At 71.7% G+C, this 26843-nt stretch carries 25 protein-coding genes and 1 pseudogene; 12 read left to right on the forward strand and 14 right to left on the reverse strand.

Going from position 1 to position 26843, the window contains the following annotated elements; genetic code table 11:
- Positions 1-138: 138 nt before the first annotated feature.
- Positions 139-969: a LuxR C-terminal-related transcriptional regulator gene (locus ACIQJT_RS20650; protein ID WP_402645408.1), complete on the reverse strand. Its 831-nt coding sequence runs from the start codon at positions 967-969 to the stop codon at positions 139-141.
- A gap of 116 nt (positions 970-1085) precedes the next feature.
- Here ACIQJT_RS20650 and ACIQJT_RS20655 point away from each other — a divergent pair, with 116 nt between their 5' ends.
- Complete coding sequence (locus tag ACIQJT_RS20655; RefSeq protein WP_402645411.1) at positions 1086-2753, forward strand: AMP-binding protein; 1668 nt, start codon at positions 1086-1088, stop codon at positions 2751-2753.
- Positions 2750-4336 (forward strand): AMP-binding protein, encoded by a 1587-nt coding sequence (locus ACIQJT_RS20660; protein WP_402645414.1) that lies wholly within the window; start codon positions 2750-2752, stop codon positions 4334-4336. The genes ACIQJT_RS20655 and ACIQJT_RS20660 overlap by 4 nt, the downstream gene beginning before the upstream one ends.
- Positions 4337-4826: 490 nt before the next feature.
- Here ACIQJT_RS20660 and ACIQJT_RS20665 read toward each other — a convergent pair whose 3' ends face one another.
- On the reverse strand, positions 4827-5513 hold the full coding sequence (locus ACIQJT_RS20665; RefSeq protein ID WP_365458247.1) for a hypothetical protein: 687 nt from the start codon (positions 5511-5513) through the stop codon (positions 4827-4829).
- Between the two features lie 200 nt (positions 5514-5713).
- On the opposite strand from ACIQJT_RS20665, the gene gcl reads away from it, so the two are divergent.
- Complete coding sequence (gene gcl / locus ACIQJT_RS20670; RefSeq protein WP_402645418.1) at positions 5714-7498, forward strand: glyoxylate carboligase; 1785 nt, start codon at positions 5714-5716, stop codon at positions 7496-7498.
- Between the two features lie 228 nt (positions 7499-7726).
- On the opposite strand, the gene ACIQJT_RS20675 is transcribed toward gcl, so the two are convergent.
- From ACIQJT_RS20675 to ACIQJT_RS20690, 4 genes and pseudogenes are all read right to left on the reverse strand, one after another.
- Complete coding sequence (locus tag ACIQJT_RS20675) at positions 7727-7966, reverse strand: hypothetical protein (RefSeq protein ID WP_365458253.1); 240 nt, start codon at positions 7964-7966, stop codon at positions 7727-7729.
- Positions 7967-8257: 291 nt separating this feature from the next.
- Positions 8258-9715, reverse strand: a pseudogene (locus tag ACIQJT_RS20680) (catalase).
- A gap of 115 nt (positions 9716-9830) precedes the next feature.
- Entirely contained in the window at positions 9831-10745 is a 915-nt protein-coding gene (locus ACIQJT_RS20685; RefSeq protein ID WP_402645422.1) for a 2-hydroxy-3-oxopropionate reductase, read from the reverse strand.
- 30 nt (positions 10746-10775) lie between these two features.
- Positions 10776-11597, reverse strand: coding sequence for a TIM barrel protein (locus tag ACIQJT_RS20690; protein ID WP_402645706.1), 822 nt, complete (start codon positions 11595-11597; stop codon positions 10776-10778).
- A gap of 153 nt (positions 11598-11750) precedes the next feature.
- Here ACIQJT_RS20690 and ACIQJT_RS20695 point away from each other — a divergent pair, with 153 nt between their 5' ends.
- From ACIQJT_RS20695 to ACIQJT_RS20725, 7 genes are all read left to right on the forward strand, one after another.
- The gene (locus ACIQJT_RS20695; protein ID WP_402645425.1) at positions 11751-12002 is read left to right on the forward strand and encodes a hypothetical protein; all 252 of its coding nucleotides are present in this window, start codon (positions 11751-11753) and stop codon (positions 12000-12002) included.
- 47 nt (positions 12003-12049) lie between these two features.
- Positions 12050-12358, forward strand: coding sequence for a helix-turn-helix domain-containing protein (locus tag ACIQJT_RS20700; RefSeq protein WP_365458805.1), 309 nt, complete (start codon positions 12050-12052; stop codon positions 12356-12358).
- Positions 12359-12441: 83 nt separating this feature from the next.
- A complete protein-coding gene (gene uraD, locus ACIQJT_RS20705; protein WP_402645428.1) occupies positions 12442-12960 on the forward strand; it encodes a 2-oxo-4-hydroxy-4-carboxy-5-ureidoimidazoline decarboxylase in 519 nt (172 codons plus the stop codon).
- Positions 12957-13352: a hydroxyisourate hydrolase gene (uraH, locus tag ACIQJT_RS20710; RefSeq protein ID WP_402645431.1), complete on the forward strand. Its 396-nt coding sequence runs from the start codon at positions 12957-12959 to the stop codon at positions 13350-13352. Before uraD ends, uraH begins: the two co-directional genes overlap by 4 nt.
- A 4-nt stretch (positions 13353-13356) precedes the next feature.
- Positions 13357-14304, forward strand: coding sequence for a factor-independent urate hydroxylase (pucL, locus tag ACIQJT_RS20715; RefSeq protein WP_402645434.1), 948 nt, complete (start codon positions 13357-13359; stop codon positions 14302-14304).
- A 114-nt stretch (positions 14305-14418) separates the two neighbouring features.
- On the forward strand, positions 14419-15795 hold the full coding sequence (locus ACIQJT_RS20720; RefSeq protein WP_402645436.1) for an 8-oxoguanine deaminase: 1377 nt from the start codon (positions 14419-14421) through the stop codon (positions 15793-15795).
- A 219-nt stretch (positions 15796-16014) separates the two neighbouring features.
- Positions 16015-17379, forward strand: coding sequence for a nucleobase:cation symporter-2 family protein (locus tag ACIQJT_RS20725; protein ID WP_402645439.1), 1365 nt, complete (start codon positions 16015-16017; stop codon positions 17377-17379).
- On the opposite strand, the gene ACIQJT_RS20730 is transcribed toward ACIQJT_RS20725, so the two are convergent.
- Complete coding sequence (locus ACIQJT_RS20730; RefSeq protein ID WP_402645442.1) at positions 17364-18173, reverse strand: chitosanase; 810 nt, start codon at positions 18171-18173, stop codon at positions 17364-17366. The two genes, ACIQJT_RS20725 and ACIQJT_RS20730, sit on opposite strands and share 16 nt — an antisense overlap.
- Positions 18174-18270: 97 nt before the next feature.
- Positions 18271-19068, reverse strand: coding sequence for a helix-turn-helix domain-containing protein (locus ACIQJT_RS20735; RefSeq protein ID WP_402645445.1), 798 nt, complete (start codon positions 19066-19068; stop codon positions 18271-18273).
- An 87-nt stretch (positions 19069-19155) separates the two neighbouring features.
- On the opposite strand from ACIQJT_RS20735, the gene ACIQJT_RS20740 reads away from it, so the two are divergent.
- Positions 19156-20022 carry an NAD(P)H-binding protein gene (locus ACIQJT_RS20740; RefSeq protein ID WP_402645709.1) on the forward strand — a complete coding sequence of 289 codons (867 nt, stop codon included), beginning with the start codon at positions 19156-19158 and terminating at the stop codon, positions 20020-20022.
- Between the two features lie 144 nt (positions 20023-20166).
- Here ACIQJT_RS20740 and ACIQJT_RS20745 read toward each other — a convergent pair whose 3' ends face one another.
- The gene (locus ACIQJT_RS20745; protein WP_402645448.1) at positions 20167-21603 is read right to left on the reverse strand and encodes an MFS transporter; all 1437 of its coding nucleotides are present in this window, start codon (positions 21601-21603) and stop codon (positions 20167-20169) included.
- A gap of 110 nt (positions 21604-21713) precedes the next feature.
- Here ACIQJT_RS20745 and ACIQJT_RS20750 point away from each other — a divergent pair, with 110 nt between their 5' ends.
- Positions 21714-22112 (forward strand): helix-turn-helix domain-containing protein, encoded by a 399-nt coding sequence (locus ACIQJT_RS20750; RefSeq protein ID WP_365458286.1) that lies wholly within the window; start codon positions 21714-21716, stop codon positions 22110-22112.
- Position 22113: 1 nt separating this feature from the next.
- Here ACIQJT_RS20750 and ACIQJT_RS20755 read toward each other — a convergent pair whose 3' ends face one another.
- The 5 genes from ACIQJT_RS20755 to ACIQJT_RS20775 all read right to left on the reverse strand — a co-directional run bounded on the left by ACIQJT_RS20755 (position 22114) and on the right by ACIQJT_RS20775 (position 26790).
- Positions 22114-22530 carry an acyl-CoA thioesterase gene (locus tag ACIQJT_RS20755; protein WP_402645451.1) on the reverse strand — a complete coding sequence of 139 codons (417 nt, stop codon included), beginning with the start codon at positions 22528-22530 and terminating at the stop codon, positions 22114-22116.
- A gap of 55 nt (positions 22531-22585) precedes the next feature.
- Positions 22586-23209, reverse strand: coding sequence for a hypothetical protein (locus ACIQJT_RS20760; protein ID WP_402645454.1), 624 nt, complete (start codon positions 23207-23209; stop codon positions 22586-22588).
- 68 nt (positions 23210-23277) lie between these two features.
- A complete protein-coding gene (locus ACIQJT_RS20765) occupies positions 23278-23877 on the reverse strand; it encodes a histidine phosphatase family protein (RefSeq protein WP_365458295.1) in 600 nt (199 codons plus the stop codon).
- 160 nt (positions 23878-24037) lie between these two features.
- Positions 24038-24430, reverse strand: a complete 393-nt coding sequence (locus ACIQJT_RS20770) for a hypothetical protein (RefSeq protein WP_402645456.1) — start codon at positions 24428-24430, stop codon at positions 24038-24040.
- 38 nt (positions 24431-24468) lie between these two features.
- The gene (locus ACIQJT_RS20775) at positions 24469-26790 is read right to left on the reverse strand and encodes a hypothetical protein (protein WP_402645458.1); all 2322 of its coding nucleotides are present in this window, start codon (positions 26788-26790) and stop codon (positions 24469-24471) included.
- Between the last annotated feature and the right edge of the window lie 53 nt (positions 26791-26843).

Consider the following 26843-nt stretch of genomic DNA (forward strand, 5'->3'; position numbering starts at 1 on the left):
TGGCCAATATTAGGCAAGGTGCTTTGAAATTCGACGGGAAGATGCGGTGAGGGAAATAACAACCGGTTCCGCATGAAGAAATTCAAAGCGCCCGCGAATGAATGAGTTGTCTGCAAATGGTACGCGAGCGGCCGGTCCTCACGGGAGCAGTCCCGCCCGGCGAGCGGCGACCACCGCCTCGCCCCGCGTCCTGGCACCCAGCCTGCGCATGGCCGACCGCAGGTACGCCTTGACCGTCTCGGCGCTCACGCCCAGCCGCTGCGCGGCCACCGCGTTCGTCGCCCCGGCCGCCACACAGGCCAGTACGTCCAGCTCACGAGGTGCCAGAGCGACCGCCTCGGAGGGCGCGGAATCCGGGGTCAGCAGCGCGCACGCGTCGAGCAGCTCGGCCCGCAGCGCCGGGTCGCCGATCCGCGGGGCCAGTGCCCGCAGCGCCGCGTGCGCCTCCCGGACCTGCTCCCACGCGGAGGCGTCACCGCGACCTGGCTCGGCCCGCGCCGCCGCCAGCACGTCCCGGGCCTCGTCGGCCACGACCAGCGCCTGCTCCACGTCCCGCGCCGCGTCCACCGCCGCCGTCAGGATCCGGTCACCGAGCGGACGGGCGTCGCGCAGGGCGCCGTACAGCACGCCCCGCACCCGGCGCCGTACGACCACGGGCACGGCCAGCACCGAGCGCAGGCCCTCCGCGGCGACCGCGGCGTCGTACTCGTGGCTGATCTGGCGGGAGAGCGAGTAGTCGGCCACGGCGCACGGGCGGGCCAGTGCGACGGTCTTGCCGCCGAGGCCGTTGCCCGAGGTCACCGCGAGCGCGAGCAGCGAGGTGGTGGCCGTACCGCTCAGTTCGCTGATGCGTATCCGCGGGTGCCCGGACTCCACCAGGCCGCCGAACGCCACCGGGAGGCCCGTAGAGCGCCGCAGCCGCACCAGTGCACGCCGGATCTCCACCGCGCCGGCCGCGTCCACTGTCACCTGTTCGTCCCTTCACCGCCGCACACACCCCCGTTCGGGGGTAGTGAGACCTGCATCACGGATTACACGATGGCAGAGAGCCGCCCGGCAATGGTCCGGTACGAGGAGGACGCAAGATGACGGCCACGGAGGATTTCCGCGAGGCGCGGGACTTCCTGCTGCACCACCGCGAGGACTACGCCACGGCGTACGAGGGCTTCACCTGGCCCCGCCCGCGACACTTCAACTGGGCGCTCGACTGGTTCGACGTCATCGCGCAGGACAACGACCGCACCGCCCTGCACATCGTCGAGGAGGACGGCGGCGAGGTCCGGCTGTCCTTCGCCGAGATGGCCGAGCGCTCCAACCGGGTCGCCAACCTGCTGCGCGAGCGCGGGGTGGAGGCCGAGGACCGGATCCTCGTCATGCTGGGCAACCAGACCGAGCTGTGGGAGACGGCCCTCGCCGCCATGAAGCTGCGGGCCGTCGTCATCCCGGCGACCCCGCTGCTCGGCCCCGCCGACCTGCGCGACCGCGTCGAGCGCGGCCGGGTGCGGCACGTCCTGGTGCGGGCGGAGGACACCGGCAAGTTCGACGAGGTGCCCGGCGACTACACGCGCATCGCGGTCGGCGGCGTACCGGAGGGCTGGCAGCCGTACGAGGACGCCTACGCCGCCCCCGAGGAGTTCCTGCCCGACGGGCCCACCCTCGCCGACGACCCGCTGATGCTGTACTTCACCTCCGGTACGACGGCCCGCCCCAAGCTCGTCGAGCACACCCACACCTCGTACCCGATCGGGCACCTGGCGACCATGTACTGGATCGGCCTCCGGCCCGGTGACGTCCACCTCAACATCTCCTCGCCCGGCTGGGCCAAGCACGCCTGGTCCAACCTCTTCGCGCCGTGGAACGCCGAGGCGACCGTCTTCATCCACAACTACACGCGCTTCGACGCCGCACGCCTCATGTCCGAGATGGACCGGGCCCAGGTCACCACCTTCTGCGCCCCGCCGACCGTGTGGCGCATGCTCATCCAGGCCGACCTGACCCAGTTGCGCACCCCGCCCCGGGAGGCGGTCGCGGCCGGAGAACCGCTGAACCCCGAGGTCATCGAACAGGTCCGGCGGGCCTGGGGCGTCACCATCCGGGACGGCTTCGGCCAGACCGAGACGGCCGTGCAGGTCTCCAACAGCCCCGGGCAGGTGCTCAAGACCGGTTCCATGGGCCGCCCGAGCCCCGGGTACAAGGTGGAACTCCTCGACCCGGTGTCCGGCGCGCCCGGCGCGGACGAGGGCGAGATCGCGCTGGACCTGTCGGCCCGGCCGGTCGGCCTGATGACCGGCTACCACGGCGACCCGGACCGCACGGCGGAGGCGATGGCCGGCGGCTACTACCGGACCGGGGACGTGGCCTCGCGGGACGCCGACGGCTACCTGACCTACATCGGCCGCAGCGACGACGTCTTCAAGGCCTCCGACTACAAGATCAGCCCCTTCGAGCTGGAGAGCGCGCTCCTGGAGCACGAGGCGGTCGCCGAGGCGGCCGTCGTGCCCGCCCCCGACGAGCTGCGGCTCGCCGTCCCGAAGGCGTACATCGTGCTGGCGGAGGGCTGGGAGCCCGGGCCCGACACGGCCAAGGTGCTGTTCGAGCACTCCCGGCAGACGCTGGCGCCCTACAAGCGGATCCGGCGGCTGGAGTTCGGGGAGCTGCCGAAGACGGTGTCGGGGAAGATCCGGCGGATCGAGCTGCGGGAGGCGACCGCGGCGGGCTCGGACGCGGAGTACCGCGAGGAGGACTTCCGGTGAACTCGTACGCGCACGGCACCGGCACGACGGAACTGATCGGCGACACCATCGGGGCCAACCTGGACCGGGCGGTGGCGACCTGGCCCGACCGGGAGGCGCTCGTCGACCTGCCGTCCGGGCGGCGCTGGACCTACGCCCAGTTCGGCGCCGACGTCGACGAGTTGGCGTCCGCGCTGCTCGCCTCCGGGGTGGCCAAGGGCGACCGGGTGGGGATCTGGGCGGTCAACTGCCCCGAGTGGGTGCTCGTCCAGTACGCCACCGCCCGCATCGGCGCGATCATGGTGAACATCAACCCGGCGTACCGCACCCACGAGGTCGAGTACGTGCTGGGCCAGGCGGGGATCTCCCTCCTCTTCGCCTCGCTCAGCCACAAGAGCAGTGACTACCGGGCGATGGTGAACGAAGTGCGGGGCAGGTGCCGGGAGTTGCGGGAGGTCGTCTACATCGGCGACCCGAGCTGGGAGGAGCTGCTGGGGCGGGCCGTGCCGGACCCGGCGTACCCGGACCTGTCCTGCGACGACCCGATCAACATCCAGTACACCTCGGGCACCACGGGCTTCCCCAAGGGGGCCACGCTCTCCCACCACAACATCCTCAACAACGGTTATTTCGTGGGCGAGTCGATCTCCTACACGGAGGAGGACCGGGTGTGCATCCCGGTGCCCTTCTACCACTGCTTCGGCATGGTGATGGGCAATCTGGCGGCCACCTCGCACGGCGCCTGCATGGTCATCCCGGCCCCGTCCTTCGACCCGGCGGCGACGCTGCGGGCCGTCCAGCAGGAGCGCTGCACCTCGCTGTACGGCGTACCGACCATGTTCATCGCGGAGTTGAACCTCCCCGACTTCGCGACGTACGACCTCTCCTCGCTGCGCACCGGCATCATGGCGGGCTCGCCGTGCCCGGTGGAGGTGATGAAGCGGGTGGTCGCGGAGATGCACATGGCGGAGGTGTCCATCTGCTACGGCATGACGGAGACGAGCCCGGTGTCCCTCCAGACCCGCAGGGACGACGACCTGGAGCACCGCACCGGCACGGTCGGCCGGGTCCTGCCGCACATCGAGGTCAAGGTCGTCGACCCGGCGACCGGGGTCACCCAACCCAGGGGAACCGCGGGGGAGTTGTGCACCCGTGGCTACAGCGTGATGCTCGGCTACTGGAACGAGCCCGAGAAGACCGCGGAGGCTGTCGACCCCGGTCGCTGGATGCACACCGGTGACCTGGCGGTGATGCGCGAGGACGGGTACGTCGAGATCGTCGGCCGCATCAAGGACATGATCATCCGGGGTGGCGAGAACATCTACCCGCGCGAGATCGAGGAGTTCCTCTACGGCCACCCGAAGGTCGCGGACGTCCAGGTGGTCGGCGTTCCTCACGAGCGCTACGGCGAGGAGGTGCTGGCCTGCGTGATTCCCCGCGACCCGGCCGCACCGCCGAGCCTGGAGGAACTGCGCGCGTTCTGCGACGGCAGGCTGGCCCACTACAAGATCCCGACCCGCCTGAAGATCCTCGACGCCTTCCCGATGACGGTGTCGGGCAAGGTCCGCAAGGTGGAACTGCGGGAGACCTACGCGCGGGGCTGAGGGCGTGGCCGGCTCGGGGCGTACGCACTCCCCGTCTCCGGGCCGGCGTCGGGGGTTGAGGCCCTGGTGGTCGTGTGGCCTGGGCCGGTGCCGGGCGCGGTCCCGGGGTGAGCGTGAGCTGTCGGGGCGGCGTGCGGCGATCGGTTTCGGCAGTGGCGTCTCGCGGCCGCGGCGATGGGGACGTGGGGTGTGTGGCGGCTCGTGTTTGTCTGCGGGTCCGGCGGGGGCGGGCGTTCTGCGCGGTTCCCCGCGCCCCTGAGTGCCTGCGGCGGCCCCTGATCGTCCGTGGAGCCGGGCCACTGCAAGCTGCCCAGGGGTGCGGGGAACTGCGCGCCCGGCCTCCGCCCTCGGGCCGTCACGGGAGCCGAGATCGGGCCGACCCAAGCGGTTGGTCAGCGCTGCCCCGGCCTCCGTGCTGTCCGGCGCTCGGGGCGGGCCACCGTCCCGGCCGGCCCCCGGGCCCGTGTGGGCCGCCCCGTCACGCCCGGCGCTACGGACCGTTCAGTTCGTCCGCCAGGGTGTTCACCGGCTGTGGTGTGCCCGTCAGGTCGAGGACGAACAGGGGGACGCCCAGGGTGTCGGCGCGGGTGCGGGCCTCGCTGGTGTAGCCGGCCAGGGAGAAGTACACGCAGTGCGCGGACTCCGTCATGGCCGTCAGCCACAGGCACTCCACGTCCCGCGGCGAGGCCGGCCGTACGGTCGGATCCACCTGGGCCAGCAGTCCCCGGGCGGCCAGACCGATGCCGGACGGCGGCCGCTGGTCCGCGCGCCGGATGTCCTGGTAGCCGAGCCAGCGCAGATAGAGCGCGGCGACGGTGACCGCGTCGCGCGCGGTGCGGATCGTGATGGGCTGGAAGGCGCGGCGCGGGGGAGCGGGGGCCACCACCTCCGGCTCGGGCCGCGGCTCGGGGCAGGTGCCCCCGGCGACCGCGATCCGCAGGACAGTGCCGCAGCCACAGCCCAGCTCCGGCTGCGGCCACTCGGCCTCGCGGCCGCAGACCGCGCACTCCACGGCGACCCACGCCTCCTCCCACACCTGGTGGGCGACGGCCGTGGGCGCGCTGTGCCGGTCCAGCGGCGGACAGACCGGGGCGCCGCACTCGCACGGGTACGACGGCGCCGCGTAGAGGTGCTCGCGCCGGCAGACCGGACAGCGCACCGACACGCTCTCGGACATGGCCTCATCGTCCTCCAGGAAGCCGCCGCCTGTCCGTCTCTTGACCACCTTCGTCTCTTGACGGCCTCGCCCCCTCCACCTACATTGCTTCCAGATAGTAGAAAACATATTCCATAATACGGAAGTGCTCGCCGCGGGGCGCGACGGGAGTACGCATCCGACAGCCAAAGCATCAGAAGCAGTCGAAGCAGGAGTACTCGATGGCTCGAATGACCGCTGCCCGCGCGGCAGTTGAGATCCTCAAGCGCGAAGGTGTCACGGACGCGTTCGGTGTCCCCGGCGCGGCGATCAATCCCTTCTATGCCGCGCTCAAGGCCTCCGGGGGCATCCACCACACCCTCGCCCGCCACGTGGAGGGCGCCTCGCACATGGCCGAGGGGTACACGAGGACCCACCCGGGCAACATCGGTGTCTGCATCGGGACCTCCGGCCCGGCCGGCACCGACATGATCACCGGGCTGTACTCCGCCACCGGCGACTCGATCCCGATCCTGTGCATCACCGGCCAGGCCCCGACCGCAGTGATCCACAAAGAGGACTTCCAGGCCGTCGACATCGCCTCCATCGCGGGGCCGGTGACGAAGATGGCGGTCACCGTCCTGGAGGCGGCCCAGGTCCCCGGCGTCTTCCAGCAGGCCTTCCATCTCATGCGCTCCGGCCGCCCGGGCCCGGTCCTCATCGACCTGCCGATCGACGTCCAGCTCACCGAGATCGAGTTCGACCCGGAGACGTACCAGCCGCTCCCGGTCTACAAGCCGGCCGCGAGCCGCGCCCAGATCGAGAAGGCGCTCACGCTCCTCAACGAGTCCGAGCGCCCGCTGATCGTCGCCGGCGGCGGTGTCATCAACGCCGACGCCGCCGAACTCCTGGTCGAATTCGCCGAGTTGACCGGCGTCCCGGTCGTCCCGACCCTCATGAGCTGGGGGGTCCTGCCCGACGACCACGAGCTGAACGCCGGCATGGTGGGCCTTCAGACCTCGCACCGCTACGGCAACGCCACCTTCCTGGAGTCCGACTTCGTCCTCGGCATCGGCAACCGCTGGGCCAACCGCCACACCGGCAAGCTGGACGTCTACACGGCCGGCCGGAAGTTCGTGCACGTCGACGTCGAGCCCACCCAGATCGGCAGGATCTTCGCGCCGGACTACGGCATCGCGTCCGACGCGAAGGCCGCCCTGGAGCTCTTCGTCGAGGTGGCGCGGGAGTTGCAGGCGGCGGGCCGGCTGCCCGACCGCTCGGCGTGGGCGGCCTCGGCGCAGGAGAAGAGGGCGACCCTCCAGCGCCGTACGCACTTCGACGACATCCCGATCAAGCCGCAGCGCGTCTACGAGGAGATGAACAGGGCCTTCGGCCCGGAGACCCGGTACGTCTCCACGATCGGCCTCTCCCAGATCGCCGGCGCCCAGATGCTGCACGTCTTCCGGCCCCGGCACTGGATCAACTGCGGTCAGGCTGGCCCTCTCGGCTGGACGATCCCCGCCGCGCTGGGCGTCGCCAAGGCCGACCCGGAGGCGCAGGTCGTCGCCCTCTCCGGCGACTACGACTTCCAGTTCATGATCGAGGAGCTGGCGGTCGGCGCCCAGCACAGGATCCCGTACATCCACGTCCTGGTGAACAACTCCTACCTGGGCCTCATCCGCCAGGCCCAGCGCGCCTTCGACATCGACTTCCAGGTGAACCTGGAGTTCGAGAACATCAACTCGCCGGAGCTGGGCGTCTACGGCGTCGACCACGTCAAGGTCGCCGAGGGCCTCGGCTGCAAGGCGATCCGGGTGACCGACCCGGCGGAACTGGGCGCCGCCCTGGAGCAGGCCAAGAAGCTCGCCGCCGAGTTCCAGGTGCCGGTCGTCGTCGAGGCCATCCTGGAGCGGGTCACCAACATCTCGATGTCGACGACGAACGACATCGGCAACGTGGTCGAGTTCGAGGAGATCGCGACGGAACCGGGCCACGCGCCGACGTCGGTCAAGCCGCTGAAGGTCTGACACCCCGCACGGCGAAGGGCGGTCCCACCGCGATGGTGGGACCGCCCTTTTCCGTGCCCGGCTCCCCCGAGGCCGTCCCCCGTCGTGCGGCCCGCCGCCCCCGTGCCGGCGGGCCCTCACGTGTAGAGAATGTGCCCGGGGCCGGGGCCCGTTGAAGCCCCCCGACCCATGTTCAGAGGTTGATTTGAGCATTCCGTAGCGGGCGTACGACCGCTGCCGTACGCCCGCTCACCCGTCGTGGGGCCCGGACAGGCCCGGCCAGTCGTCCGGACCGCCGCCCTGCCACTCCACGATGTCGTCGTCCTCGACCTCGATCCGGTCCAGGTCGGCGAGCCGGAGCAGCTCGACGACGTCGTCCAGGTGCGAGGCGACGCCCAGGTTCTCGTCGTCCGCGGTGACCCGCCGGGACCCGTCCAGGCCGGGAGCGTGCACCACGACATGCGGTTGGTGTGCCGATTGTGCTGCCATGCCTTCAGCGTCCTGCGCCCCGCCGGATTCCGCACCCCGGACACGACGGAGCGCCGGACACGGGACCGTCCGTGTCCGGCGCTCTGCATCCCCCCCGGGGGTCCTGCCGGGACCGCGGCGGCCGCGACGGAACCGGGTACGCGCTCCTTCCCTCAGGTCGAAGAAGGAGGGCCCGGGACCTTCACCACCGCACTGGCTCGCCTGCCGCCGCGGTCCTCCCCTGACCGCACCCGGTACCGGGCGACCACCCCTCATCCGGGTCGCGGGCACCTCGGGTGCGGCCAGGGAGTCTCAGTCCTCGCGCAGGGCGTGAACCGCCTCCTCCACGCGCCGGCCGTACTCCGGGTCGGCCGCGTGGAAGTGCGCCAGGTTCTTCTCGATCACGTCGTCGCGGGAGACCCGGGACAGGCCCCCGGCGATGTTCGCGACCAGGCGGGACCTCTCGTCGGCGGACATCAGGCGGTACAGCTCGCCCGCCTGGAAGAAGTCGTCGTCCTTGGTGTGCCGGGCCGCCTCGTGGGTGCCGGTCCAGCCGCTGACCGCCAGGGGCGCGGACAGCGCGCGGCCGGTCTCCGACGGGCCGCCGTAGGAGTTGGGCTCGTAGTTCCTGGCGTAGCGGCCCTGCGGGTTGGTGGCCATGAACCCGTCCCGGCCGTAGTTCTGCGCGGTCGTCGCCCTCGGGGCGTTCACCGCCAGCAGGGTGTGGTTGACGCCCAGGCGGTAGCGGTGCGCGTCGGCGTACGCGAACAGCCGGCCCTGGAGCATCTTGTCCGGCGAAGGACCGATGCCCGGCACGAAGTTGTTCGGGGAGAACGCGGCCTGCTCGACCTCCGCGAAGACGTTGTCCGGGTTCCGGTCCAGGACCAGGCGGCCCACCCGCCGGAGCGGGTAGTCGGCGTGCGGCCACACCTTGGTGAGGTCGAAGGGGTTGAAGTGGTAGTCCGCCGCCTCCGCCGCCGGCATGAGCTGCACGTACAGCGTCCAGGACGGGTGCACGCCCCGCTCGATCGCCTGGAGCAGGTCCGTCTGGTGCGAGTTCGGATCCCGGCCCGCGATCTCCGCGGCCTGCTCCGACGACAGCGACCGGATGCCCTGGTTGGTCTTGAAGTGGTACTTGACGAAGAAGGCCTCGCCCTCGGCGTTCGTCCACTGGTAGGTGTGCGAGCCGTAGCCGTTCATGTGGCGGTACGACGCCGGGATGCCGCGGTCGCCCATCAGTCAGGTCACCTGGTGCGTGGCCTCGGGGGAGTGCGCCCAGAAGTCCCAGACGTTGTCCGGCTCCTGACGGCCCGTGAAGGGGTCCCGCTTCTGCGAGTGGATGAAGTCCGGGAACTTGACGGGGTCCTTGACGAAGAACACCGGGGTGTTGTTGCCGACGAGGTCGTAATTGCCCTCGGCGGTGTAGAACTTGACCGCGAAGCCGCGCGGGTCACGGACCGCGTCCGCGCCCCCGAGCGAGTCGGCGACGGTCGAGAAGCGCACGAAGACCTCGGTGCGGCGGCCGACCGAGCTCAGGAAGTCGGCGCAGGTGAACCCCGTGACGTCGTCCGTCACCTCGAAGTGGCCGTACGCGCCGGAGCCGCGGGCGTGCACCACTCGCTCCGGGATCCGCTCACGGTTGAAGCGGGCCAGCTTCTCCAGCAGGTGCTGGTCCTGGAGGAGGAGCGGGCCGCCGACGCCGGCGGAGGCGGAGTTCTGGTTGTCGGCGACCGGGGCGCCGGACTCGGTGGTGAGCACGCGCTGCGACATGGTGGGCAGTCCTCGGCAAAGTGTTGAACGGGTGGGCATGGTTCCGGGCGGCGCCACCGCCTGGGCGCGACAGGACAGATGTCAGCGGTGGCGCCGCCCGGAGTCTTGGGGCAGGTCAGACCTGGGCGCCGGACAGGCGCTCCACGGCCCGCAGCAGCGCCGAGTGGTCCAGGCCCCCGTCGCCCTGCGCGCGCAGGCTGGCGACGAGCTGGGCGACCACGGCGCCGACGGGCAGGGCCGCGCCGACGTTGCGGGCGGCGTCGGTCACGATGCCCATGTCCTTGTGGTGCAGGTCGATGCGGAAGCCCGGCTTGAAGTCCCGCTGGAGGAAGTTGTCCTTCTTGCGCGTCAGCACGGTCGAGCCGGCGAGGCCGCCGTTCAGGACGTCCAGCGCGGCCTTGAGGTCCACGCCCGACTTCTCCAGGAAGACCACGGCTTCGGCGCACGCCTGGATGTTGACGGCGACGATGAGCTGGTTCGCGGCCTTCACGGTCTGGCCCGAGCCGTGCGGACCGCACAGCACGATGGTCTTGCCGAGCGCCTCGAAGATCGGCCGGGCCTCGTCGAAGTCGGCCTGCTCACCGCCGACCATGATGGACAGCACGGCCTCGATCGCGCCGGCCTCACCGCCGGACACGGGCGCGTCCAGAACGCGGATGCCCTTGTCCTTCGCCGCCTTCGCCAGGTCGACGGACGTCTGCGGGGTGATCGAGGACATGTCGATCAGCAGGGCGCCGGAGCGGGCGTTCTCCAGGATGCCCTCGGGGCCGTAGGCGATGGCCTCCACCTGCGGGGAGGCGGGCACCATCGTGATGATCACGTCGGCGTCCCGCACGGCCTCGGCGATCGAGGCGGCGGCGGTGCCGCCGGCGGCGGCCAGCCGGTCCAGCTTGTCCTGTTCGAGGGTGAAGCCGGTGACGTCGTAACCCGCCTTGACCAGGTTCTCGGACATGGGGGAGCCCATGATGCCGAGGCCTATCCAGGCAATCGCCGGGCGGGTCGGGTGGGAGGAATGCGCGAGGTTGCTCATGATGGGGTGCCTCTCAGGAAAAAAAGGGGGTCAGCGGGGCAGCCAGTCGAAGGCCTCGGCGCTCGGGCGGTCGCCCGGCTTGTACTCGAGACCGACCCAGCCGTCGTAGCCCGCCTTCCGCAGTCGGTCGAGGAGGTCGTCGAGGGGCAGCGATCCGGTCCCCGGAGCGCCGCGGCCCGGGTTGTCGGCGATCTGTACATGGCCGGTCCTCGCGGTGAACTCCTCGATCACCGCCGGCAGGTCCTCGCCGTTCATGGACAGGTGGTAGAGGTCCATCAAAAACTTCGCGTTGCCGAGGCCGGTCGCGTCGTTGACCTTGTCGACGATCCCGACCGCCGCGGGCGCGCTCACCAGCGGGTACAGCGGGGACTCGGGCTTGTTGAGGGCCTCGATCAGGAGGATCGCGCCGATCCGGTCGGCCGCGCGGGCCGCGAGGACCAGGTTCTCCAGCGCGAGCGCGTCCTGCTCGGCCGGGTCCACGCCCTCGACACGGTTGCCGTACAGGGCGTTGAGCGCCTTCGTTCCCAGCGATGCGGCGAAGTCGGCGGCCACGTCGATGTTGGCGCGGAAACGCTCCGACTCCTCGCCGGGGATCGACAGGGCGCCGCGGTCGGGGCCCGGCAGCTCGCCGGCGTAGAAGTTCAGTCCCGTGAGCTGGACGCCCGCGTCCTCGATCGCCTTCTTCAGGGCGTCGAGCTCGGACCGCTCGGGGGTCGGGGTGTCGATCCAGGGCCACCACAGCTCGACCGCCGTGAAGCCGGCCGCGGCCGCCGCCGCGGGGCGCTCCAGGAGCGGGAGTTCCGTGAAGAGGATCGACAGGTTGACGTTGAAGCGCTGGTCGGCGAATCCCATCGGGTCGGCGCTCCCTTCCGTGTCGAGTGGTTTCATCAGCGATTAGTTCCGCATTGTGGAAGTTAGTTTCTGCTTATTGGAAGATTGCCGTCGGGTCGGAGGCGTTGTCAAGAGGGCCCGACGGAAAACGGCACCGCGGGTTAGGTTGTGCGCGTGCGATTGAGAGTGGAGTTCACGACCGAGCCCTTCGACCTCGACGAGGCCCCGGCGCACGCGCTCGTGGCCCGGGAGGTGATCGAGGCGGCCGAGCTGGACGCGGTGGACGTCGGCCCGTTCGGCAACTCGGCCGAAGGCGGCGCCGACGAGGTGCTCATCGCCGTGGACGCCCTGCTGCGTCGGACCCTCGCCTCCGGCGCCACCCGCATCTCCCTCCAGGTGAACGTCCTCGGGGAGGCCGACGCGTGAGCGCCGACGAGCCGTTCGTCGCGGCGGTCAAGCCGCTGGTCGACGCCATGGGCGGGGAGATGCTCCCGCCGGACGAGGCCGGACCCGACGACGTCGTGCTCTCCTGGGCGGGCGCCGACGTGGTCGCCGTACGGCTGCCGCAGCTCGCGGACTCCCTCGACCACATCCTGGCCGCCATGGAGCGCAAGCAGGGCAAGCCGCTCGCCGACCTGGACCGCAAGGCCAAGCAGGAGGTCGTCCGGATACTGGAGGCGCGCGGCGCCTTCTCCGTACGGCACGGCGTGGAGACCGTGGCGAGCGCCCTCGGGGTGAGTCGCTTCACGGTCTACAACTACCTGAACCGGGACAAAGCGTAGGCTCTGGCCTCCATCGGGTTTCGTAACCCCGAATTTTCAACAAAGTGTTGACGCGATGTCGCGCGGGGGCGTTAGCTGACTCCGTGACTTCGACTTCCACGTCCCCCGGCCTGGCCCGGTTCAACGTCCTGGAGGAGCACGCGGCCCACGCCGTCCTCCTGGAGGCGTGCGCCTCGACGGCGTGGGTTCGGCGTCTGCTCGCCGCCCGCCCCTACGCGAGTGCCGAGGACCTCTACGGCACCAGCGACGCCGCCATGGGCGAGCTGACCGCCGACGACCTCGCCGAGGCCATGGCCGGCCACCCGCCGATCGGCCGCCCCAAGCCCGGGGACCCGACCTCCGCCCGCGAACAGCGCGGCATGGCCGGCGCCTCCGACGAGCTCAGGGCCCAGATGCTGGAGCTGAACCTGGCGTACCAGGAGAGGTTCGGCCACGTCTTCCTGATCTGCGCGACCGGCCGCAGCGCCGAGCAGATGCGCGACGCGCTCGAGGAGCGGATCGGCAACACGCCGGATCGGGAACGCGAGATCGTCCGCACCGAGCTGGGCAGGATCAACCGCATCCGGCTCGCCCGCATCGTCGAAGAGGACGCCCGACCATGAGCACCAGCGCCACCGCATCCGTGTCCACGCACATCCTGGACACCAGCGTCGGCCGCCCCGCCGAGGGCGTCCCCGTCCAGCTCGCGGCCCGCGCCGGCCGTCAGGCGGACTGGCAGGCGCTCGGCGGCTCCGCCACCGACGCGGACGGACGGTGCAAGGACCTGCCGGCGCTGCCGGAGGACACCACCCACGTACGGCTCGACTTCGCCGTGGAGCCGTACTTCTTGAAGAAGCAAGCCGATGCGCAGCAGGACGCCCCCGCGAATCGGGACAGCGGTGCCGGTGCGTTCTTCCCGGAGGTGGCGATCACGTTCGCCGTCGTGCCGGGCGAGCACTACCACGTACCGCTGCTGCTCAACCCGTTCGGCTACTCCGTTTACCGAGGGAGCTAGCTACATGACCGTCAATTCCCGCCCCGGGCGCCCTGTGATCCTGGGACAGAACCAGTACGGCAAGGCCGAGAACCGCGTCGTCAGGATCACGCGGGACGGCGCCACCCACCACATCAAGGACCTCAACGTCTCGGTGGCGCTGAGCGGCGACATGGACGACGTCCACTACTCCGGCTCCAACGCCAACGTGCTGCCGACCGACACCACCAAGAACACGGTGTACGCGTTCGCCAAGGAGCACGGCATCGAGTCCGCCGAACAGTTCGGCATCCACCTGGCCCGCCACTTCGTGACCTCGCAGGAACCGATCAAGAAGGCCCGTATCCGCATCGAGGAGTACGCCTGGGAGCGCATCGCCGCCTCCGACGCCAACTCCCGGTTCATCGGCGCCGACGAGGTCAAGCACTCCTTCGTGCGCAAGGGCCAGGAGACCCGGCTGACGCAGATCACCTACGACGGTTCGTCGTGGGAGGTCGTCTCGGGCCTCAAGGACCTCACGGTGATGAACTCGACCAACTCCGAGTTCTGGGGCTACGTCAAGGACAAGTACACGACCCTGACCGAGGCGTACGACCGCATCCTGGCCACCGAGGTCTCCGCCCGCTGGCGCTTCAACTGGACCGACGACGAGCAGAAGGCGCCCCACTGGGAGAAGTCCTACGAGCAGGTGCGCAAGCACATGCTCCAGGCCTTCGCCGAGACGTACTCGCTCTCGCTCCAGCAGACCCTGTACCAGATGGGGGCGCGGATCATCGAGAACCGCAGCGAGATCGACGAGGTCCGCTTCTCGCTGCCCAACAAGCACCACTTCCTGGTCGACCTGGAGCCCTTCGGCCTGAAGAACGACAACGAGGTGTACTTCGCCGCCGACCGGCCCTACGGCCTGATCGAGGCGACCGTCCTGCGGGACGGCGTCGAGCCGAGGATCCCGGTGGACCTCACCAACCTCTAGCAACTCCGTCGCGGCACCCGCGGCCGGCAAGGGCCTGGAAGGGCCCACCGGCCGCGGCACTCAAACTCCCGGGGTCCTGCCGTGCCCTCTCCACCCCAGTGCAAAGGACGAACCATGGCAGCAGACCGGCGCATCGTCATCGAGAACTGTTCGATCGCGACCGTGGACGCGCACGACACCGAGTACCCGAGCGGACACGTCGTCATCGCCGGCAACCGCATCGAGTCGCTCGGCGCGGGCAGGGCCCCCGAGGGCCTGGAGAACGTCGACCGCCGTATCGACGCCACCGGCCACCTGGTGACCCCGGGCCTGGTCAACACCCACCACCACTTCTACCAGTGGATCACCCGGGGCCTCGCCACCGACCACAACCTCTTCGACTGGCTCGTCGCGCTGTACCCGACCTGGGCGCGCATCGACGAGCAGATGGTCCACGCGGCCGCCCAGGGGTCGCTCGCGATGATGGCCCGCGGCGGCGTCACCACCGCCATGGACCACCACTACGTCTTCCCCGCCGGCTCGGGCGACCTGTCCGGCGCGATCATCCGCGCCGCCCGCGAGACCGGCGTCCGCTTCACCCTCGCCCGCGGCTCCATGGACCGCAGCGAGAAGGACGGCGGCCTGCCCCCGGACTTCGCCGTGGAGACCCTCGAAGGCGCCCTCGCCGCGACCGAGGCGACCGTCAAGGAGCATCACGACTCCTCCTTCGACGCGATGACCCAGGTCGCCGTCGCGCCCTGCTCACCCTTCTCCGTCTCCACCGAACTCCTGCGGCAGGGCGCCGAGTTGGCCCGCCGTCTGGGGGTACGGCTGCACACCCACGGCTCGGAGACCGTCGAGGAGGAGCAGTTCTGCAAGGAACTGTTCGGTATGGGCCCCACCGACTACTTCGAGTCCACCGGCTGGCTCGGCGAGGACGTGTGGATGGCGCACTGCGTCCACATGAACGACTCCGACATCGCCGCCTTCGCCCGTACGAGGACGGGCGTCGCCCACTGCCCCTCGTCCAACGCCCGGCTGGCCGCCGGTATCGCGCGGGTCCCGGACATGCTCGCGGCCGGTGTCCCGGTCGGCCTCGGCGTCGACGGCACCGCGTCCAACGAGTCCGGCGAACTCCACACCGAACTGCGCAACGCCCTGCTCATCAACCGCCTCGGCGCACACCGGGAAGCGGCCCTGAACGCCCGCCAGGCCCTGCGCCTCGGCACCTACGGCGGCGCCCAGGTCCTGGGCCGCGCGGCCGAGACGGGCTCCCTGGAGGCGGGCAAGCTCGCCGACCTGGTGCTCTGGAAGCTCGACACCCTCGCCCACGCCTCCATCGCCGACCCGGTCTCCGCACTGGTCCTCGGCGCGGCGGCCCCGGTCACCGCTTCGTTCGTCAACGGCCGCCAGATCGTGGAGGACGGCCGCCTGCTGCACGTCGACGAGGACGAGATCGCCCGCTCGACGCGGGAGCAGGCGCAGCGCCTGGCCCGGATCGCCGGTCACTGAGTCCCGTACGGCATCGATCTCCGGCCGGGAGGGACGGCTCCCGGCCGGCAGCCGTGGACGCCCCGTGGTGTCCACGGCGGCCGTGCCCGGGGCGCGTGTTGGACGCACGCGCCCCGGAACGGTCTCCGTTCCCGGTCCCGCACGACCACTCGCACCACCTCCATGAAACCCACGGCACCGCCTTGCGGCAGCCGTGTAACCGCCCGGAGGCGAGCCGCAGTGTCAGTCCACCCCGTCGACGAGAAGCTCCCCGCCCTGAAGATGGCGACCACCGGCCTCCAGCACGTGGCCGCCATGTACGCCGGAGTCGTCGCCCCGCCGCTGATCGTCGGCGCGGCCATCGGCCTTTCCCCCGCCGACCTCACCTTCCTCACCGGCGCCTGCCTGTTCACCGCGGGCCTCGCCACGTTCCTCCAGACCCTCGGCATCTGGCGGATCGGCGCCCGGCTGCCCTTCGTCAACGGCGTCACCTTCGCCGGCGTCGCCCCCATGACCGCGGTCGTCGCCTCCACCGACGACAAGTCCGACGCCCTGCCGGTCGTCTTCGGCGCCGTGATCGTCGCCGGACTCCTCGGCTTCCTCGCCGCCCCCTTCTTCAGCAAGGCCATCCGCTTCTTCCCGCCGGTCGTCACCGGGACCGTCATCACCCTGATAGGCGTCTCGCTCCTGCCGGTCGCCTTCGGCTGGGCGCAGGGGCCCGACCCCACGGCGGGGGACTACGGTTCGACGACCAACCTGGGCCTGGCCGCGGCGACGCTCCTGATCGTGCTGCTCCTGCGCCGCTTCACCCGGGGCTTCGTGAAGCAGGTCGCGGTGCTGCTGGGCCTCGTGGTCGGCACCGTGCTCGCGATCCCCTTCGGCGCCACGGACTTCGGTCCGGTCACGGACGCCGCGGTCGTCGGCTTCCCGACGCCGTTCCACTTCGGCGCACCGCAGTTCCAGGTCGCGGCGATCGTCTCGATGTGCGTGGTGATGGTGGTCTCGATGACCGAATCGACCGCCGACATGCTGGCGTTGGGCGAGATCGTCGAGCGGCCGGCCGACGAGCGGACCATCGCGGCGGGCCTGCGCGCCGACACCCTCGGCTCCGCGCTCAGCCCCCTCTTCAACGGCTTCATGTGCAGCGCCTTCGCCCAGAACATCGGCCTGGTGGCGATGACGAGGATCCGCAGCCGCTACGTCGTCGCCACCGGCGGCGCCTTCCTGGTCCTGATGGGCCTGTGCCCCATGGCCGCCTCGCTCATCGCCGTCGTGCCCCGCCCGGTGCTCGGCGGTGCCGGAGTGGTGCTGTTCGGCTCGGTGGCCGCCAGCGGCATCCAGACCCTGGTCAAGGCGGGCCTGGAGAAGGACAACAACGTCCTGGTCGTCGCCGTGTCGCTGGCCGTGGGCATCATCCCGATCACCGCGCCGGAGTTCTACCACGCCTTCCCCGAGACCGCGCGGATCGTCCTGGACTCGGGGATCTCGACCGGGTGCGTCGCCGCGGTGGCGCTGAACCTGGTCTTCAACCATCTCGGCCGGGGCCGGGACGCCCAGGAGGTCACCCACCCGATGGAGGCCGTCCCCGCTCAGCCGATCTCGTAACTGTCCCCGTACACCCTCCACCTGAGCGGTGGGTCCAGGTCGAGATTGCCCTGCTCCAGGAAGATCCGCTGGGCGGTCTCGACCCGGCTCACGTCATGGTGCGCCGCCTCCTGCCGCATCGCCCGCACCCGGGCGTCCAGGAAGGCGTGCAGATACCTCGTCTCGCCACCGCCGTCGGCAGGCGTGTCGGCCCCCTCGCGGGCCCGGTCCCGGATGCCGCCGAAGCTCAGGGCGTCGGAGCCGGGGCCGTGCATGACCATCGCGTCGTAGTGGATGAACTGACCGAGCGTGCCGAGGCCGTCCTGCTTGGCGCGTGCGACCGCCGGGTCGAAGTAGCCGCGGTCCCGCTCGTCCCGCTGCGCCCGGCGGAAGGCGGCGGTCCCGGACGCCTCCCGCCAGGCCGCGGGGAAGCCGGGGTCCAGCCCGTCGTGCGAGTCGGTGCCGTCCACCGCCCGCAGCGCGGACAGGTACGGGGCCAGCGGGTTGCCGGGTACCCGCCGCGTGTAGAGCTCGACCAGCGCCAGCATGTCGCTCGTACCGGAGCAGAAACCGATGATGCCCGCGGTGTAGCCGCGGCCGTCCCCGATGTCCTCGATGTAGGCGTACTGCGCCTCCCAGTCCAGCGAGGAGTTCTCCGCGCTGGACACCAGCCGCATCGCGAGGTCCTTCTTGACCGGGTCGTCGAGCCCGGCCCGGCCCGCGGCCCCGGCGGACGCCCACCGGGAGCTCAGCACGCCGGCTCCGAGGGCGGCCAGCAGGGTGCGGCGGGCGGCAGATCTGGACAGGAAGGCCACGTCGTCTCCAAGCGGGGCGCTGTGAAGGGGTGTTGAGGGTCGCGCGGCGACTTGGGAATGCCGTGAGAAGGCGATGGCAGGTCGCTGGGGAGTCGGCTCACGGTCTGTCGATCACCTGGCAGGCGCGGGGAACGGGAAGCCGTCCGGAGAAGTAGGAGCGCGGCGGCACGCCCATCAGGGCGCGGAAGTCGGACGTCATGTGGGACTGGTCGTAGTAGCCGGTGACCGCGGCCAGTTCGGCCGCGGCGAGCTCGGTGGCACGGTCGAGCACGGCGCGCACCCGGTCGACGCGGGCGTAGTGCTTGGGCGAGAGCCCGACGCCCTCACTGAACAGGTTGCGCAACTGGCGCTCACTGACAGCCAGTTCACGGGCCACCTCGCCGACCGGACGGGGTGCGCGGCCCGAGCGGACCGACAGTGCGGCGACCGCGGCCCGCAGCAGTTCGGCGCGCGCCCCGTCGGCGGCGTCGGGCAGCCGGTCGGGGAGGAGGTCCGGGAGCCGCGCGGCCACGTCCTCGGGCTCCAGCCGCCCGAGTTCGTACGCCAGCCGCCGTGCGCCCGGGCTCGGCAGCGCGCCCAGCGGCACGATCCGTCCGACGAGTTCCACCGCGGGGACGCCCAGCAGCGGACGGGTCGTGCCGGGCGCGAGCCGTACCTCAAGGCAGGACACGTCCCGCTTGCCCTCGTGGTACGTGGCCCGGGCGCGGGGCCCCGCCACCAGCAGGGTGGGCCGGCCGTGCGCCTCCCTGCGGACGATCACCTTGGTCGTGGGGTCCGGCAGCCGGACGAACGGCTCCCGGGGATCCGCCGCCACGGCCAGGGGCCCGATCCCGGCGATCCACGGACCCGGCGGCTCGGGAGCGCGCGGGGCACGCTCGGAAACGGAGTCGGTCACGCCTCCACCGTAAGCGCGGGACGTCGGAGTCGGGACGCGCGAAACGTGCCGGAATTTCCTATCGGCCGGGGCGGTGCCGCGCCCACCGTGGAGCCCATGATCCTGGTCACGGGTGCCACGGGCACCATCGGAAGAGATGTCGTACGACGGCTGGTGGCACGCGGCGAGAAGGTGCGCGCCCTCACGCGGGACCCGGGGCGGGCCGAGCTGCCCCCGCAAGTGGAGGCGGCCCGGGGGCACCATCGCGACCCCGACTCGGTGGCGTCGGCCATGGCGGGCGCGGACGCCGCCTTCCTCGTGGGTGTCTTCGGACCGGAGGACGCCGGCAGCGACCGGGCAATGGTGGAGGCGGCCCGGGCGGCGGGAGTGCGGCGCGTGGTGAAGCTGTCCGCGATCAGCGCGGGGGACCCCAGGACGGGCCTGGGCGGCATCGCGCACGGCCACGGCGAGGAGGCGGTCCGGGAGAGCGGTCTGGAGTGGGTGATCCTGCGGCCGTCGGCCTTCGCGTCCAACACGTCGAGCTGGGCGGGGGCGCTCCGTGCGGGTGAGCCGGTGCCGAACATGCTGGGCTCGGGCCGGCAGGGGGGCGTCGACCCGCGGGACGTCGCCGAGATCGCGGTCGCGGCGCTGGTCGGTCCGGGTCACGCGGGGCGGACGTACACCCTGACCGGACCCGAGACGCTCAGTCCCCAGGACCAGGCGGCCGTGCTGGGGGAGGTGCTCGGCCGCCGGGTGGAACTCCGGGACCTGACCCCGGCCCAGACGCGTGAGCTGCTGGTGGCCTCCGGCTGGAGCGAGGAGTCGGCGCAGGGGATGCTGCGGAGCGTCCGCTTCGTGGCCGAGGGCGGGAACGCCGTGGTCACCGGGGATGTGGCGGAGGTGCTGGGGCGCCCGGCGCGGACGTACCGGGAGTGGGTGGAGGATCACGAGGGGGTGTTCCGGGGAGCGCTTTGACCGCGGGTGGGTGGGGACCGGCCGCGCAGTTCCCCGCGCCCCTGGGTGGGTTCGGTCACGATGGCCGCGACCGGGCCCCGCAAGGGCGCGGGGAACCGCGTGACGCGCCCGCCCGACGGCAGGCCGAGGCGCCTCCTCGGGCCCTCAGCCCCGCGCACCCGCGCGCGGCCGCAGCACCACCGCGGCCAGTGCCAGAGCCCCCGCCGCGATCGCCGTCCCCACCCGGAACGCCGTCCGGTACCCCTCGGCCGTCGCCGAGACCACCTCGGCCCCGCCCGCCAGCAAGCCCTCCGTACGACTGGCCGCCAGCACCGACAGCACGGCCAGCCCGAGCGAACCCCCCACCACCTGCGTGGTGTTGAACAGCCCCGACGCCAGCCCGGCGTCCTCCGCCCGGGCACCCGACATGGCGAGTCCGGTCAGCGCGGGCATCGCCGCCGCGAATCCGACGGACAGCAGCATCAGCGGTGGGAGGACGTCCGCGGCGTACGAGCCGTCGGCGGGCGCACGGCTCAGCAGGGCCATCCCGGCGACGATGAGGACGAGCCCCGCGAGCAGGACCCGGTACGCGCCGAACCGTCCGACGGTCCGGGCCGACAGCCCCAGCATCAGCACCCCGATCGCGACCGGCGCCGGGAGGAACGCCGTACCCGTGAGCAACTCGCCGAACCCCAGGACCCGTTGGACGTACAGCGCGCCCAGGAACTGGAAGCCGTACATCGTGGCGATCATCAGGATCTGCACCGCGTTCGCGCCGGACAGCAGCCGGGAGCCGAACAGCCGGAGCCGCAGCAGCGGGCGGGCGGCACGGGCCTGGCGCAGGGTGAACGCCGTGAACAGGACGACGGCGGCCAGGGCCAGGACGAGCGTGCCGGCCGGAGCGCGGTCACCGGACCCGACGATCACGTACACCGTCAGCATCAGCGCCCCCGTCACCAGCGCGGCCCCCGGATAGTCCGCGCCCCGGCCGAGTCCGTCACCGTCCTCGGGGGCGAGCACCCGCACGGCCGCGACGAGGGCGACGATCCCGATCGGCAGGTTGATCAGGAAGATCCAGTGCCAGTTCAGTGCCTGCGTCAGCGCCCCGCCGAGGAAGGTGCCCAGTGCCCCGCCCGCCGCACCCACCGCGCTGAACACCGCGATGGCGCGGGCCTGTTCACGTGGCTCGGGGAACAGCGAGACCAGCATGCCGAGCACCACGGCCGAGGTCATCGCCCCGCCCACGCCCTGCAAGGCACGTGCCGCGATCAGCGCGCCCTGGCCGGTGGCCACCCCGCACAGCACGGACGCCGCCGTGAACACGGCGAGCCCCGCCGTGAACATGCGCTTGCGGCCGACCAGGTCACCGAGCCGGCCCACCAGCAACAGCAGCCCGCCGAACGGGATCAGATAGGCGTTGACCACCCACGCCAGGCCCGGCGCCGAGAAACCGAGGTCGCTCTGGACGGCCGGCATGGCGACCGTGACGATGTTGCCGTCCAGGATCGTCATGAGCGTCCCCGCGCACAGGACGGCAAGGGCCGTCCAGCGGGAGTACGTTCGGCGCGGTGTGCGCGTCGGGGTTTCGGCGACGGCTGTCATGGCGGCGTGGCCTCCGGGTTCTCCATGGTGGTGACAAGCGGCCTTGGTGCACGACTTGTAACGGGGAACATCGTCAGTGACCATGGAGCGCGGCATAAGGAGGCAGTTCGATGTCCCAGAGGAACACCGGTGTAACCGTCCAGGTCGTGAACGCGCACGCCTGCCCGGTGCGGGAAGTTCTTGACAGGGTCTCCGGCAAATGGAGCGTGCAGATCCTCGTCGCGGCCGCCCACGGGCCCATCCGCTTCACCGAGCTGGAGCGCAGCATCGAGGGCATCAGCCGCCGCATGCTGACCCTGACCCTGCGCAACCTGGAGCGCGACGGCCTCGTCACCCGCACCGTCCACCCGACGGTGCCGCCCCGGGTGGAGTACGAACTCACCCCGGTGGCCCGCGAGTTGCACGAGACCCTGCAACGCCTGACCGACTGGGCCGAGCGCAACAGGGTCTACATCGCCGAGGCCCGGGCGCACTACGACGCCGAGCGGGAACCGGAGCCGGTGTCCTGACCTAGAGCAGGCTCGGATCGGTGGCCAGGCCCTTGAGCACCTCGCCCGCGTGCGGGACCAGGCGCCGCTCCTTGAGGTCCATCAGACCGCCGACGGCGGTGATCTCGGCGGCCACGGTGCCGTCCTGCTTGCGGATCGTCTGCCGGATGCGGAAGGTCTTGCCCTCGCCCCACTCGAAGGCGCAGGTCACCTCCACCTCGTCGCCGGCCAGGAGCTCCCGCAGATAGCGGATGGTGGTCTCCAGCGCCACCGGTCCCACCCCGCTGCCGATGAGCCCGGACTGGGTGATCCCGGCGGCCCTGAGCAGCGACCAGCGGGCGTGTTCCGCGTAGTTGAGGTACACGCTCTGGTTGAGGTGGCCCTGTACGTCCGTCTCGTACCCGCGGACGGTCACCGGCACGGAAAACGGCTCGCTCACGTCGATCCCCTCTCACACCACGGCAGTTGCTGCACCCGATCCTGACATGTGCCCCCTACACCCGGCGCGGTGAGGCCAGCAGGTACCGGGCCCTGGTCCGCGGCTGCGTGTACTCGCCGGCCTGCCAGCCGGCCCGCTCCAGGGTGGTCGCGCAGGCCCGCAGTGTCTCGGCGTCCGGCGCGTGCACGGCGACCGCCTCGGGCTGCGGTGTCGCCCGCACCCGGTACCCGGGCGAGCCCCCCGCCTCCGGCGCGTGACCGGCCGCCTCCAGTGCCAGCGCGGCCGCCTGCACCAGGTGAGCGCGCTCCCAGCCGCAGGGCCGGTCCGTCGCCCCGTCGGGGTTCGTCATCCGGCGCAGCTCCAGCAGCCCCTGCCAGGCGCTGTGCACCTCGCGGGTCCGGGCGGGGCCGGTGTCGGCGGGCTCCTCCGTGCCGCCGATGTGCGCGGAGAACACGTCGGCGGCGGGGGCGTCGGCCGGTGCGGGCGCCTCCTCGACCGTCTCGCGCACATGGTGTCCGGCCGGGGTCAGGAAGTGGTCGTGGGGCGGCCTCGGATGCCGGAAGGCCAGCCCGCGCTTGACCAGCGCTTCCAACTGGGCCCCGGTGCCCCGCAGCCGCCCGGTGACGGGGTCGGCGGCGTCGATGACACGCCGCTGTGCGGCGGTGGGCGGTCGCGACACGGCGTGCTCCTTCCGGGCGAGGGACCGCACGACGGCCGTACGGATCACCGGCCCCCTCCGCTTCGAGGCTACGACGGCGGTCTGACATTCCACCCGGCGATCACCGGCCGCCCGTGCTCGGTCCCCAGCCGGCACAGCGTCCCCGTCGCGAGCTGGAACAGCGCCCCGGCCGAGGCGGGCAGACCGAGCCGCCGGGCGGTGAGCACCCGAAGGAAATGGCCGTGCGCCACCAGCACCACGCACCCCTCGGTGTTCGCGTGGGCCGCGTCCACCTTGGCCAGCACGCGGTCGGCCCGCTCGCCGACCTGCTCCGGACTCTCCCCGGGGTGCTCGGGCGGACCGGGCGCCACCCCGTCCGTGAACAGGAACCAGCCCGGACGCTCCCGCTGGATCTCGACGGTGGTGACGCCCTCGTAGCCGCCGTAGTCCCACTCGCGCAGATCCACGTCGACCCGCAGGTCGTGCAGCCCGATGAGCTCCGCGGTCTCCCGGGCCCGCTGAAGGGGGCTGACGAAGGCGGCGCCGATGCGGTGGGAGCGGATCAGCGGCACCAGGCGGCGCGCCTCCTCCCGGCCGCGCTCGGTCAGCGGTACGTCCGTCGAGCCGGTGTGCCGCCCGGAGCGCGACCACTCGGTCTCGCCGTGCCGCACCAGAAAGAGATCACCCACACGCCCGACCTTTCCCGCTCGCCTTCCAGCACGGTCCCACAGGGCCCCGGTGCCGCGCAGGACGGACTGGGCCGGACGGCCACGGGAGACGTGCGGCGGAAAGGCCCGTCAGCCCGGGGGCCGGCCTCCCGTGCCGGGCCGGTCGTCCGGTGCCCCTCCCTCAGACCCCCGGCAACCCCTGCACCGACTGCGCGAGTTGCCCCACCGCCACCACCAGCGGGGTCACCGGCTGCACGAACTCGTTGAGGCGGTCGAGGGCGCGGCGCAGGACCGTCGGCTGGGGCTCGGGCTCCTCGAGTTCCTCGCGGAGCCGGCGCAGCTCCCTGGTGGTGGCGTCGGGGTCGGCCAGGGCCGCCCGGTGCTCCTCCAGCAGCCGTTCGACGTACGCGAGGAGCTCGGCCGTGCGCTCGGCGTCCTGCGGCTGGAAGGAAACCGAGCCGGAGAAGGCCTGCGCGCGGTGCCCCACGGCCTGGTTGCCGACGTGGTGGGTGCCACCGTTGATCATGACGCCGTTGTTGACCGGAGGGTCCTGACGTCCGTCGTCGTTGCCCATGATGAGGATCTCCCACTCGCCGAAACTGACTGCCCGGACTACGTGCCGGAGCCACCGACGGCACCCGTGGCCGCCGCCCCGGGCTGCTCGGAAACGTGCTGTGTGGCGGTCGCGCCGGAACCGATCGCCTGGTTGCCGATGATGCTCGTGCCGCCCTGCTGGATGAGCCCCTGGTTCAGGATGGTCTGCTGCTGGGCGCGGAAGTCGGTGATGTCGTAGCCGCGCGCGTCGAGGAACTCGCGGATCGCGGCGAGGGTGTGGCGCTCCACCAGGGCCGTGACCCGTGTGGCGTCCACGACCTGGAAGTAGTTGTGGTAGTTCGGGCTCAGCGCCAGCTCCCGCACGCTCACCCGCGCGCCGAAGTCGTAGACCGGGTCCTCCTCCAGGGCCTTGAGCTCGTCCACCATCCGTCTGCTGTGCCGCTCGTCGAAGTACGCCTGCCGCAGGGCCCGCGCCGGCGCCGCGTAGAAGGCCTTCCCGGTGCGGGGGACCGCGTCCAGCAGCAGTCCGCGTCGCGCGGCGGGGGAGAGGGGGCCGCGCAGCCGGTCCACGACGTGGTAGTCGGCGCGCACCGGACCGAGCACGTGGTTGCTGGAGTGCAGGTGGAGCGTCCGTCCCGTGGTCGAGAAGTGCAGGAACACGCTCGGCACGACGTCCCCGCCCCACAGCGGCACGTGGACCGCCAGATAGTGGCGGACCGTCCCGGTGGGACGCTCCGTGATCCGCTCGACCTCCTCGGCCGACAGCCGTGCGGCCGGGGCGAGGCTCTTGACCCTGATGAACCGCTCGTCGTCCCCGATGCTGGTGCCGCTCACGAAGACGCGGTCCTCGACGACGAGAGAGGCGAGGGACTCGGCGAGGTCCGCCGCCGTCCCGTCCTGCGAGCCGCGTGCGGCGGTGGCCCGCAGCCGCGCGCGGACGTGGTCGACCAGCTCGGTGACGGTGAACGCCTGCGGCCCCGCGGGGTGCGCGACCCTGCCCATCGGGTCCCCGGCGGGCAGCAGCGGCACGGCGATCGACCACTGCGCGGCGGCCTCCGCGTAACCGATGAAGGGCGTGTACCCGCTGTACACCGTGACGTTCCCCTCCTGCGCCTCCCTGATGGCGGCCAGCCGCTCCGCCATCCACTTGCGCCGCGGCACGGTCGGCCGGGGCTGCCGGGCGAAGGCCTCGCGCGTCATGGTCGTGCGCAGCAGCCGGTCGACGGCGAGGTCATGGCGTACGACGGTGACGTAGGCGGACGCCACCGTCGCGAGGGACAGCAGCACGGCCGGCACCCCGGCCAGATAGGAGCCCAGCAGCCAGCTCACGAAGCCGGGGGCGGGCAGCATGGCGACGAGGACGCCGAAGGCGAAGGCGACGAGCACCGTGATGCCCGCGGTGATCGCGGTGCCCACCAGCACCCTGTTCTCGGGCTGGTGGCTGCCCCGGGTGGCCCGGCTCGGCCGCCCGCCGGCCCACTGGCTCGCCGACAGGAACACCGTGACGAACAGCAGCCACAGGGGCGCGAACACCGCCAGGACGGTGAAGGCCGCGGTCAGCCGCAGATCGCGGCGCCGGCGAAGGTCCTGGGCGGTCAGGCAGTGCCGTGCGACCGTCACCAGGTCGACGCCGGGCGAGGTCGCCACAGCGCCGGCCTCGTCGGCCAGGAGGTCCTCCACCACCCGCTCGGCGAAGCCCTCGTCCGTGTAGGCCGCGGCGCACAGATACCGGGTGACGTCACCGGGTGTGCTCCCGACCGGCATGTGGACCGGCGCCGTCGTCATGCCGGGCCCTCCCTCTCTCCAGCGGCGGAGCGGCGCCGTGCGGGCGCCGACGGAGCTTCCGGCCCGGGCCCGTCGCGGCCCGCCGGTCAGGAGCACGAGCAGTGCGCCCGCCACCAGGCCGAACAGCAGGCCGCTGGGCAGCAGGTAGTCCAGCATCATGTCGGCCGGGGGCAGCCGCGACTCGGGGACGAAGGCCGTGTGCAGGCCCCACCACACGAGGTTGGACGCCACCGAGACGCTCCCGCCTGCGACGAGACAGCGCAGCGGGCCCGTCCTCCCGCGGGCCGGCATCCGCCATACGAAGAAGGCGAGGCCCGCGAGCAGGAACAGGACGGCGAGGTCGTTCACGACCAGTCCGGCCGTGGTGCCGTACCGCGCGTCCGAGGTGTCCCAGGCGGGGACGGACGCGGCTTCGAGGAGTCGGCGCAGGGTTTCGCTGTCGGACCCCTCGATGGAGAACTTCCGCTCGTAGAGGTCGCGCACCGGACCCTGCGCCCAGGGGCTGCCGAGCAGGCCGACGCTCAGGGCCAGCAGCGCGAGCCGGGCCCGTAAGCCCGAGGGCGCCTTCGCGGCACGGCGACGAGACGAGAACACCCGGGATCCCCCCATCCCCCGGCCCTGCGGATCAGTGGCCGCACTCTATGGCA

Origin of the sequence: Streptomyces sp. NPDC091972 (assembly GCF_044756385.1) — a bacterium.
Taxonomy (GTDB): Bacteria; Actinomycetota; Actinomycetes; order Streptomycetales; family Streptomycetaceae; genus Streptomyces.